This is a genomic window from Scandinavium sp. (assembly GCF_032012665.1).
GTDB lineage: Bacteria > Pseudomonadota > Gammaproteobacteria > Enterobacterales > Enterobacteriaceae > Scandinavium.
The window spans coordinates 69,378-80,504 of sequence record NZ_DALZVG010000025.1 but is presented as its reverse complement, the minus strand read 5'-3'; the positions used below and the strand labels follow the sequence as shown (position 1 = coordinate 80,504).

General features: G+C 56.8%; 9 protein-coding genes. 8 read left to right on the top strand and 1 reads right to left on the bottom strand.

Annotated elements, in window-relative coordinates; genetic code table 11:
• From hflK to rlmB, 7 genes are all read left to right on the top strand, one after another.
• Positions 1 to 1,268: FtsH protease activity modulator HflK (hflK, locus tag RTU33_RS17855; protein ID WP_312629142.1), on the top strand; the 1,268-nt coding region annotated here is incomplete at its 5' end.
• A gap of 2 nt (positions 1,269 to 1,270) precedes the next feature.
• Positions 1,271 to 2,275: a protease modulator HflC gene (gene hflC / locus RTU33_RS17850; protein WP_312629140.1), complete on the top strand. Its 1,005-nt coding sequence runs from the start codon at positions 1,271 to 1,273 to the stop codon at positions 2,273 to 2,275.
• Positions 2,276 to 2,340: 65 nt separating this feature from the next.
• On the top strand, positions 2,341 to 2,538 hold the full coding sequence (locus tag RTU33_RS17845; RefSeq protein ID WP_312629146.1) for a DUF2065 family protein: 198 nt from the start codon (positions 2,341 to 2,343) through the stop codon (positions 2,536 to 2,538).
• Between the two features lie 102 nt (positions 2,539 to 2,640).
• Positions 2,641 to 3,939: an adenylosuccinate synthase gene (locus RTU33_RS17840; RefSeq protein ID WP_312629139.1), complete on the top strand. Its 1,299-nt coding sequence runs from the start codon at positions 2,641 to 2,643 to the stop codon at positions 3,937 to 3,939.
• Positions 3,940 to 4,078: 139 nt separating this feature from the next.
• The gene (gene nsrR / locus RTU33_RS17835) at positions 4,079 to 4,504 is read left to right on the top strand and encodes a nitric oxide-sensing transcriptional repressor NsrR (RefSeq protein ID WP_312629137.1); all 426 of its coding nucleotides are present in this window, start codon (positions 4,079 to 4,081) and stop codon (positions 4,502 to 4,504) included.
• Between the two features lie 38 nt (positions 4,505 to 4,542).
• The gene (gene rnr, locus RTU33_RS17830; protein WP_312629135.1) at positions 4,543 to 7,002 is read left to right on the top strand and encodes a ribonuclease R; all 2,460 of its coding nucleotides are present in this window, start codon (positions 4,543 to 4,545) and stop codon (positions 7,000 to 7,002) included.
• A gap of 158 nt (positions 7,003 to 7,160) precedes the next feature.
• A complete protein-coding gene (gene rlmB, locus RTU33_RS17825; protein ID WP_312629133.1) occupies positions 7,161 to 7,895 on the top strand; it encodes a 23S rRNA (guanosine(2251)-2'-O)-methyltransferase RlmB in 735 nt (244 codons plus the stop codon).
• A gap of 95 nt (positions 7,896 to 7,990) precedes the next feature.
• Here the strand turns inward: rlmB and RTU33_RS17820 are convergent, their stop codons facing one another.
• Entirely contained in the window at positions 7,991 to 9,283 is a 1,293-nt protein-coding gene (locus tag RTU33_RS17820) for an MFS transporter (protein ID WP_409438260.1), read from the bottom strand.
• Between the two features lie 198 nt (positions 9,284 to 9,481).
• Between RTU33_RS17820 and RTU33_RS17815 the strand changes: the two genes are divergently transcribed.
• Positions 9,482 to 11,104: an isovaleryl-CoA dehydrogenase gene (locus RTU33_RS17815; RefSeq protein WP_312629131.1), complete on the top strand. Its 1,623-nt coding sequence runs from the start codon at positions 9,482 to 9,484 to the stop codon at positions 11,102 to 11,104.
• The last annotated feature ends 23 nt before the right edge of the window (positions 11,105 to 11,127 follow it).

Sequence of the window (11,127 nt, the reverse complement as noted above, 5' to 3'; positions counted from 1 at the left end):
CGTGGAATCAGCCCGGTAATAACGGACAGGACCGCGACCCGTGGGGAAGCAGCAATAATCAAGGCGGCAACTCTGGGGGAAATGGAAACAAAGGTGGTCGCGATCAGGGGCCTCCTGATTTGGATGATATCTTCCGCAAGCTGAGCAAAAAGCTCGGCGGCTTAGGCGGTGGTAAAGGTGGCTCGGGCGGAGGCAGCAGCGCTTCGCAGGGGCCTCGTGCGCCAATGAGTGGGCGTATTGTCGGTATTGCGGCCGCAGCGGTCGTCATTATCTGGGCGGCGAGCGGCTTCTACACCATTAAAGAAGCAGAGCGCGGTGTGGTCACTCGTCTGGGTAAATTCAGCCATCTGGTTGAGCCTGGCCTGAACTGGAAGCCGACGTTTATCGACGAAGTGACGCCGGTCAACGTGGAAGCCGTTCGCGAGCTTGCCGCTTCTGGTGTGATGCTGACGTCTGATGAAAACGTGGTGCGCGTTGAAATGAACGTGCAGTACCGCATCACCGATCCGCAGAAATACCTGTTCAGCGTGACCAGCCCGGACGACAGCCTGCGTCAGGCGACGGACAGCGCCCTGCGCGGTGTGATCGGCAAATACACCATGGACCGTATTCTGACCGAAGGCCGTACCGTTATTCGTAGCGATACCCAGCGTGAGCTGGAAGAGACGATTCGCCCGTACAACATGGGGATCACCCTGCTGGATGTCAACTTCCAGGCTGCTCGTCCGCCGGAAGAGGTAAAAGCAGCGTTTGACGATGCCATTGCCGCTCGTGAAAACGAACAGCAGTACATTCGTGAAGCGGAAGCGTACACCAACGAAGTTCAGCCGCGTGCCAACGGTCAGGCGCAGCGTATCCTCGAAGAAGCTCGCGCTTATAAGACGCAGACTATCCTCGAAGCGCAAGGTGAAGTTGCGCGTTTCGTCAAGATTCTGCCTGCGTATAAAGCGGCGCCGGAAATTACCCGTGAGCGCCTGTATATCGAAACCATGGAGAAAGTGCTGAGCCATACCCGTAAAGTGCTGGTCAACGATAAAGGGGGCAACCTGATGGTGCTGCCGCTCGACCAGATGCTGAAGGGTGGCAGTGCAGCGCCGGCAAAAAAGAGTGACAGCAGCGGCGCCAGCAGCCTGTTGCGCCTGCCGCCTGCATCCAGCTCAAGCAGCGCCAACAGCAACAGCGCCGCACCGGCCACAAGCGACAGCGATATCATGGACCAACGCCGTGCTAACGCGCAGCGTAACGACTACCAGCGTCAGGGGGAATAACGATGCGTAAGTCAGTTATTGCAATAATTATCATCGTGCTGGTAGGCCTTTACGCTTCAGTCTTTGTGGTGAAAGAAGGTGAACGCGGAATTAAATTCCAGTTCAGCAGCGTGGTGCGTGACAGCGACAAGAAGCCGGTGATTTATGCGCCGGGCCTCCATTTCAAGGTGCCATTTATCCAGTCGGTGAAAACGCTGGATGCGCGTATCCAGACCATGGATAACCAGGCCGATCGCTTCGTGACTAAAGAGAAGAAAGACCTGATCGTTGACTCCTACATCAAGTGGCGCATCAGTGATTTCAGCCGTTACTTCCTGGCAACCGGTGGCGGAGACGTCTCTCAGGCCGAAGTGCTGCTGAAGCGCAAATTCTCTGACCGTCTGCGTTCTGAAATTGGTCGTCTGGATGTGAAAGATATCGTAACGGATTCCCGCGGTCGTCTGACTATCGAAGTACGCGATGCCCTGAACTCCGGTACCTCCGGCGGTGACGAAGAAGTGGCAACGCCTGCAGCTGACAGCGCTATCGCGGAAGCGGCAGAACGTGTCGTTGCGGAAACCAACGGTAAAGTGCCGGTGATCAATCCGAACAGTATGGCTGCGCTGGGTATTGAAGTGGTTGATGTCCGCATCAAGCAGATCAACCTGCCTGCGGAAGTGTCGGAAGCTATCTACAACCGTATGCGCGCCGAGCGCGAAGCGGTAGCCCGTCGCCACCGTTCACAGGGTCAGGAAGAGGCAGAGAAACTGCGTGCGGCCGCCGACTATGAAGTGACCAAAACGCTGGCGGAGGCCGAGCGTCAGGGTCGCATCATGCGCGGTGAAGGTGATGCCGAAGCGGCGAAACTGTTTGCCGATGCCTTCAGCCAGGATCCGGATTTCTACGCCTTCATCCGTAGTCTGCGTGCTTACGAGAACAGCTTCGAAAGCAATCAGGACGTGATGGTGCTGAGCCCGGACAGCGATTTCTTCCGTTACATGAAGACGCCGACCAGTACCGCGCGTTAAACTCGCCCGTAGTTTTGTGAAAAACCACCGCTCTTGCGGTGGTTTTCTTTTTCTCAGGATGAATGATGAATTCAACAATCTGGCTGGCGCTTGCGCTGGTACTGGTGCTCGAAGGTCTTGGACCGATGCTCTATCCTCAGGCCTGGCGCAAAATGGTGGCGGCACTTTCACAGCTTCCGGACCATCTTTTGCGTCGTTTTGGCGGTGGCCTTGTGGTCGCAGGCGTAGTGATCTACTACATGTTGACGAGAACGATTGGCTGAATAAAAAAACGGCGGAATCATCATTTTTAGGATGCAAAAAGTGCTGGTCATCATCGAAACCGATGGTAGAATCCATTTTTAAGCAAACGGTGATTTTGAAAAATGGGTAACAACGTCGTCGTACTGGGCACCCAATGGGGTGACGAAGGTAAAGGGAAGATCGTCGATCTTCTGACTGAACGTGCTAAATTTGTTGTACGCTACCAGGGTGGTCACAACGCTGGCCATACTCTCGTAATCAACGGTGAAAAAACCGTCCTCCATCTTATTCCATCAGGCATTCTTCGTGACAACGTGACCAGCATCATCGGTAACGGCGTTGTGCTGTCGCCTGCTGCGCTGATGAAAGAGATGAAAGAACTGGAAGACCGTGGTATCCCGGTTCGTGAACGTCTGCTGCTTTCCGAAGCTTGCCCGCTGATCCTTGATTATCATGTCGCGCTCGACGTGGCTCGTGAAAAAGCGCGCGGTGCAAAAGCTATCGGCACCACCGGTCGTGGTATCGGCCCGGCTTATGAAGACAAAGTGGCCCGTCGCGGCCTGCGCGTTGGCGACCTGTTCGACAAAGCGACCTTCGCCGACAAGCTGAAGGAAGTGATGGAATATCACAACTTCCAGCTGGTGAACTTCTACAAAGCCGAAGCGGTTGATTTCCAGAAAGTGCTGGATGACGTCATGGCCGTTGCCGACATCCTGACTGCGATGGTTGTTGACGTTTCCGACCTGCTGGATCAGGCGCGTCAGCGTGGTGATTTCGTGATGTTCGAAGGTGCCCAGGGCACGCTGCTGGATATCGACCACGGTACCTATCCGTACGTAACCTCCTCCAACACCACCGCAGGTGGCGTGGCGACCGGCTCCGGCCTGGGCCCACGTTATGTGGATTACGTTCTGGGTATTATCAAAGCTTACTCTACCCGCGTTGGCGCAGGTCCGTTCCCGACCGAGCTGTTTGACGAAACCGGCGAGTTCCTCTGCAAGCAGGGTAACGAGTTCGGCGCGACCACCGGTCGTCGTCGTCGCTGCGGTTGGCTGGATGCCGTTGCGGTACGCCGTGCCGTGCAGATCAACTCCCTGTCTGGTTTCTGCCTGACCAAGCTGGACGTGCTGGACGGCCTGAAAGAGGTGAAAATCTGCGTCGGTTATCGTATGCCGGATGGCCGCGAAGTGACCACCACGCCGCTGGCTGCCGACGACTGGGAAGGCATCGAGCCGATTTATGAGTCCATGCCGAGCTGGTCTGAAACCACCTTTGGCGTGAAAACCCGCAGCGGCCTGCCGCAGGCGGCGCTGGACTATATTAAACGCATCGAAGAACTGACCGGCGTACCGATTGATATTATTTCAACCGGCCCGGACCGTTCTGAAACCATGATCCTGCGCGACCCGTTCGACGCATAATCATGCCAGGGGCGCATTCATTGCGCCCCTCTGTTCCCGCTTTCCGCCTTCCTCCGCTTAAATTAATTAACCGCTACCTGGCTGGCTGGTTTATCATCAATGGTAATAATCCCCCGTTTTTTCCCGCTTTGAGGTTGATGTGCAGTTAACGAGTTTCACCGATTACGGATTGCGTGCGCTAATCTATATGGCATCGCTGCCGGACGGCCGAATGACCAGTATCTCTGAGGTGACGGAGGTGTATGGCGTGTCCCGTAATCATATGGTTAAAATTATCAACCAGTTAAGTCGTGCAGGCTTTGTTGATGCCGTGCGCGGTAAAAATGGTGGTATTCGCCTGGGCAAACCGGCCCATACCATTGGCATCGGCGACGTTGTTCGTGAACTTGAGCCATTATCGCTGGTGAACTGCAGCAGCGAGTTTTGCCATATAACGCCCGCCTGTCGTTTAAAACAGGCACTTTCTCAGGCCGTAAACAGTTTTCTCAAGGAGCTGGATAACTACACGCTGGCCGATTTGGTTGAAGAGAATCAACCGCTTTATAAATTATTGCTGGTGGAGTGACTCGTCACTTCACCGGAGCTGACAACGGAGGAACCGCTATGTCACAAGATCCTTTCCAGCAACGCGAAGCCGAAAAATACGCGAACCCTATCCCGAGCCGGGAGTTCATCCTCGATTTCATCACCCAACGCGAAAAACCGGTCAGCCGAGATGAGCTGGCAATCGAACTGAAAATCGAAGGTGAAGAACAGCAGGAAGCCCTGCGTCGCCGCCTGCGCGCCATGGAGCGCGACGGGCAACTCGTTTTCACCCGCCGTCAGTGCTATGCGCTGCCGGAACGTCTCGATCTGCTGAAAGGCAAAGTCATTGGCCATCGTGATGGCTTTGGCTTCCTGCGCGTCGAAGGGCGCAAAGACGATCTCTATCTTTCATCCGAGCAGATGAAAATGTGCATGCACGGCGATCTGGTGCTGGCACAGCCGCTGGGCGCCGATCGAAAAGGTCGTCGCGAAGCGCGCATCGTGCGCGTGCTTGAACCAAGAACCGGGCAAATCGTGGGGCGCTATTTCACCGACGCGGGCATCGGCTTTGTGGTGCCGGACGATAGCCGCCTGAGCTTCGATATCCTCATTCCGCCGGAAGAACTCATGGGCGCGCGCATGGGCTTTGTGGTGGTGGTTGAACTCACCCAGCGCCCAACCCGCCGCACCAAGGCCGTCGGCAAAATTGTCGAAGTCCTTGGCGATAACATGGGCACCGGTATGGCCGTGGATATGGCGCTGCGCACCCATGAAATCCCTTACGTCTGGCCGCCTGAAGTTGAAAAACAGATTGCGAACCTGAAAGAGCAGGTGCCGGAAGAAGCGAAAATCGGTCGCGTGGATCTGCGTGATTTACCGCTGGTTACCATCGATGGCGAAGACGCCCGCGATTTCGATGACGCCGTTTTCTGTGAGAAGAAACGCGGCGGCGGCTGGCGTCTGTGGGTGGCCATTGCGGACGTCAGCTATTACGTCCGTCCGCCAACGCCTCTGGATACCGAAGCCCGCAACCGCGGCACCTCGGTTTACTTCCCGTCTCAGGTCATCCCGATGCTGCCGGAAGTGCTGTCCAATGGGCTGTGTTCCCTGAATCCTCAGGTCGACCGCCTGTGTATGGTCTGCGAAATGACCATTTCAGCGAAGGGCCGCCTGACAAGCTACACGTTCTACGAAGCGGTGATGAGTTCCCATGCGCGTCTGACCTACAACAAGGTCTGGCATATGCTGCAGGGCGATCAGGATCTGCGCGAGCAGTATGCGCCGCTGGTCAAGCATATCGAAGAGCTGCATAACCTCTACAAAGTGCTTGATGCTTCCCGCGCCGAACGCGGAGGGATCTCGTTTGAAAGCGAAGAGGCGAAGTTTATCTTCAACGCTGAGCGTCGCATCGAACGTATTGAGCAAACCCAGCGTAACGATGCGCACAAGCTGATTGAAGAGTGCATGATCCTCGCCAATATCTCGGCGGCGCGCTTCGTCGAGAAAGAGAATGAGCCTGCGCTGTTCCGTATTCACGACAAGCCGACCGAAGAGGCGATCACCTCTTTCCGTACCGTGCTGGCCGAGCTGGGTCTGGAGCTCCCAGGCGGCAACAAACCGGAGCCGCGCGACTACGCGAAGCTGCTGGAGTCCGTTGCCGATCGTCCGGATGCGGAAATGCTGCAAACCATGCTGCTACGCTCAATGAAGCAGGCGGTGTACGACCCGGAAAATCGCGGTCACTTTGGCCTGGCGCTGCAGTCCTACGCCCACTTTACTTCACCGATTCGTCGTTACCCGGACCTGTCGCTGCATCGCGCCATCAAATACTTACTGGCGAAAGATGAAGGTCACAAAGGAAACTCAACGGAGACCGGCGGCTGGCACTACAGCATGGAAGAGATGCTGCAGCTCGGTCAGCATTGTTCGATGACCGAACGCCGTGCCGACGAGGCGACCCGCGAAGTATCCGACTGGCTGAAGTGCGACTTTATGCAGGATCAGGTCGGCAACGTGTTCTCCGGGGTCATTGCCAGCGTTACGGGCTTCGGCTTCTTCGTGCGTCTTAACGATCTGTTTATTGACGGTTTGGTGCACGTATCGTCTCTGGACAACGACTACTACCGCTTTGACCAGATTGGGCAGCGCCTGATTGGCGAATCCGGCGGTCAGACCTACCGTCTTGGCGATCGCGTGGAAGTGAAGGTTGAAGCCGTCAACATGGATGAGCGTAAAATCGACTTCTCGCTGATTTCCAGCGAGCGTGGTCCGCGTAACCCAGGCAAAACCGCGCGCGAGAAAGCGAAGAAACCGGCAAATGGTAAAGCGGGTGGTAAACGCCGCGATGCCGGGAAAAAGGTCAACTTTGAGCCAGACAGCGCCTTCCGCGGTGAGAAAGGCCAGAGCAAAAAAGTGAAGCCAAAAGCGGCGAAGAAGGCGGCGGCCAGTCAAAAAGCCAAAAAACCGTCTGATAAAACGCTTAAAATCGCCGCTGCGACAAAAGCCAAACGCGCAGTGAAGAAGCAAGCGGCAGAGTAAGAGATAAGCCCCTCTCCCCGGCCCTCTCCCGTAGGGAGAGGGAGAAAATATACAGCGAGCTTTCCAGAACGAAGCTCAGGGCTGTTCCCTCTCCCTGTGGGAGAGGGTTAGGGAGAGGGGAAAACAATATTTGAACTAACAGGTAATGAGTACCCTTCATGAGTGAAATGATTTACGGCATCCACGCGGTGCAGGCCCTGCTGGAGCGTGCTCCGGAACGTTTTCAGGAAGTCTTTATTCTGAAAGGCCGCGAGGACAAACGTCTGCTGCCGCTTATCCACGCGCTGGAAGCGCAGGGCGTGGTGATCCAGGTTGCGAACCGCCAGTTCCTTGACGAGAAGAGCGACGGCGCCGTGCATCAGGGGATCATCGCCCGCGTGAAAGAGGGCCGTCAGTATCAGGAAAACGATCTGCCGGATCTGCTGGCTCAGTTCGAGAATCCGTTCCTGCTGATCCTCGACGGCGTTACCGATCCGCATAACCTGGGCGCATGCCTGCGTAGCGCCGATGCCGCAGGCGTCCACGCGGTGATTGTTCCGCGCGATCGCTCGGCTCAGCTCAATGCAACGGCGAAGAAAGTGGCCTGTGGTGCCGCTGAAAGCGTGCCGCTGATCCGCGTGACCAACCTGGCGCGCACTATGCGTCTGCTGCAGGAAGAGAATATCTGGATTGTAGGGACTGCTGGCGAAGCCGATCACACGCTCTATCAGAGCAAAATGACGGGCCGCATGGCGCTGGTGATGGGCGCCGAAGGGGAAGGCATGCGTCGCCTGACTCGCGAGCACTGCGATGAGCTGATCAGTATTCCGATGGCGGGCAGCGTGTCGTCGCTGAACGTTTCTGTTGCGACGGGCATTTGCCTTTTCGAAGCCGTTCGCCAGCGCGCGGTATAAACAGTAAAACCTTCTCTTCGGAGAAGGTTTTTAGTCTGTGCTCCCTCTCCCTGTGGGAGAGGGTCGGGGTGAGGGCACCAGACGGCGCTGAACTCTTACTCATCCAGCGACCGCAGATGGTCGTCCTTTCTCAGCGTCATCAGCGCGAAGATACTCACCACCGCCGTTGCCATCACGTAATAAGCCGGAATATCGAGATTCCCCGTCTGCTTAATCAGGCCGGTGATAATCAGCCCCGCACATCCCGAGAAAATCGCGTTCGACAGCGAATACGCCAGCCCAAGCCCGGTGTAACGCACTTTGGTCGGGAACATCTCTGACAGCATCGCAGGCCCTGGGCCCGCCAGCATGCCGACTAATCCCCCAGCCACCAGCACAACCAGCGCTTTTACCAGCAGCGTGCTCGACTCTGCCTGCAAAATCTTCAGTAACGGCAGCGCCAGCGCCAGCAGCAGCACCGTGGCGATAACCATCACCGCGCGGCGGCCAATTTTATCGCTGAGCATGCCTGACGGCAGAATGGTGACCGCAAAACCAATGTTGGAAATAACGGCGATCAGCAGCGCCTGGTTAAAGCCGGTATGCAGCGCCGATTGCAGGTAAGAAGGCATGATCACCAGATAGGTGTAGCCTGCGGCGGACCACACCATCAGGCGGCCAATGCCGGTCACAATTGCTTTAAAAGTGCCGCTGACGCTGGCTTTAACCGCTGGCGTATCGGTTTTTTGCTGGCGTACAAAGCTCGGCGTTTCTTCCATATGCATGCGCAGCCAGAGCGCGACAGCACCCATCGGCAGCGCTAAATAGAACGGGACGCGCCAGCCCCAGTCGAGCATAGCTTCTGGCGTCAGTAGGGCCGACATCAGCGCGACAATTCCCGCGCCCGCCAGCAGGCCCAATGCCACGGTGAACGACTGCCAGGCGCCGTACAGGCCACGTTTTCCGCGAGGGGCAAACTCCGTCATTAGCGAAACTGCACCACCGTATTCGCCACCGGCAAACAGGCCTTGCAGGATGCGCAGCGCCGTCAGCAGCAGCGGGGCCGCTACGCCAATCGAGGCATAAACCGGCACGAGGCCAATCGCCGTGGTGGCGAACGTCATCATCACCAGCACCAGAATCAGCGTTGGCTTACGCCCGATGCGATCGCCAATGCGACCAAAAACCACTGCGCCTAACGGGCGGAAGAAAAAGGCGACGGCGAAAGCCGCGTAGGTGAGGATAAGGCTGGTGAGCGGCGCTTCTCCCGCCAGCTGAAAGAAGTTTTTGGCGATAACCGTTGCCAGAAAACCGTACACGGCAAACTCATACCATTCGATAAAGTTGCCAATTGAACCCGCAATAAGCGCGCGCTTGTGCGCTGCGCCAGCCACTGACCCTGTTTGCATACTCTTTCCCGGTTTGTACAGTGTATTAACGTGTGAATAAATTATTCCATACAAAAATGATAAGGAAATTTAAAATTCTTATGCCTGTGATGTGCTTCACGAAGCCGGGGGAGATTCTTTTTTGTCCGCGCTTTCATGGGCAGATTTACCGTGTGCTGACCATACTTACCGCACAATCCCTGATAGCAAGGAGACGTCATGTCCTGGCAAACGCATACCGTGTTCAACCAGCCAGCGCCCCTGAACAACAGCAACCTCTTCCTTTCGGATACGGCGCTACGGGAGGCCGTGCAGCGTGAGGGGGCGGGCTGGGATGGTGATTTACTGGCAAGCATCGGGCAGCAGCTTGGTACGGCGGAATCGCTGGAACTCGGGCGGCTGGCAAACGTCAATCCACCGGAGCTGCTACGCTATGACGCTACGGGCGAGCGGCTGGACGATGTACGCTTCCATCCCGCGTGGCACCTGTTGATGCAGGGGCTTTGCGCCAATCGGGTACACAATCTTGCCTGGGAAGAGGATGCGCGGATGGGGACGTTTGTGGCGCGTGCCGCACGCTTTACTCTGCATGCTCAGGTGGAAGCGGGGACGCTTTGCCCGGTAACCATGACCTTTGCGGCGACACCGCTACTACAACGGTTGATGCCACAGCCCTTCGCCAACTGGCTGACGCCGTTAATGAGCGATCGTTATGACTCGCATCTGCTGCCGGGAAGCCAGAAGCGTGGGCTGCTGATCGGCATGGGGATGACCGAGAAGCAGGGTGGTTCAGACGTGCTCAGCAACACGACCCGGGCAGAGAAAATTGACGGCCAGCTGTACCGGCTGGTGGGGCATAAATGGTTTTTTTCGGTGCCGCAAAGCGACGCACATCTGGTCCTTGCCCAGGCCAAAGGCGGGCTCTCCTGCTTTTTTGTGCCGCGCTTTTTGCCCGACGGGCAACGCAACGCGATCCGGCTCGAACGCCTGAAAGACAAGCTTGGCAACCGTTCGAATGCCAGTAGCGAAGTTGAGTTCACTGATACTACCGGCTGGCTGTTGGGTGAAGAGGGCGAGGGCATCCGGCTTATTCTGAAAATGGGTGGCCTGACGCGATTTGACTGCGCGCTGGGCAGCCACGGCCTGATGCGGCGTGCGCTTTCGGTGGCGCTCTATCACGCTCATCAGCGCCAGGCTTTTGGCAAGCCGCTTATTGAGCAGCCTCTGATGCGCCAGGTGCTCAGCCGTATGGCTTTGCAGCTGGAAGGGCAGACCGCGTTTTTGTTCCGTCTGGCGAGGGCCTGGGATAACCGCACCTCCCCGGAAGCGACGCTATGGGCGCGTTTGTTTACGCCAGCGGCGAAATTCGGCGTCTGCAAAGTGGGTATGCCATTTGTGGCTGAGGCGATGGAAGTGCTTGGCGGCGTGGGCTATTGCGAAGATAACGAACTGCCGCGTCTGTATCGCGAAATGCCGGTGAACAGCATCTGGGAAGGCTCGGGCAATATTATGTGCCTTGATGTACTTCGGGTGCTGACCCGACAACCCGGCGTGCTTGATTTACTCAGCGCCGAATGCAATGAAGTCAAAGGTCAGGACAGACACTTCGACAGGGCCTGGCGGCAGCTAGCTCAGCGGCTACATAAGCCTTCAGAAGCGCAGGGAAGGGAAATCACTCAGCAGCTTTATCTGCTGGGCTGCGGCGCGCAAATGCTGCAAACGGCGACGCCACCGATAGCGCAGGCGTGGTGCCGCATGATGCTGGATACGCGAGGAGGCGTACTGCTGGACGGGCAGGTTCAGGACGACTTATTACTCAGAGCGACGGGCGGCGTCGGGTAAGACGAAAGGGCAGACTGATGAAA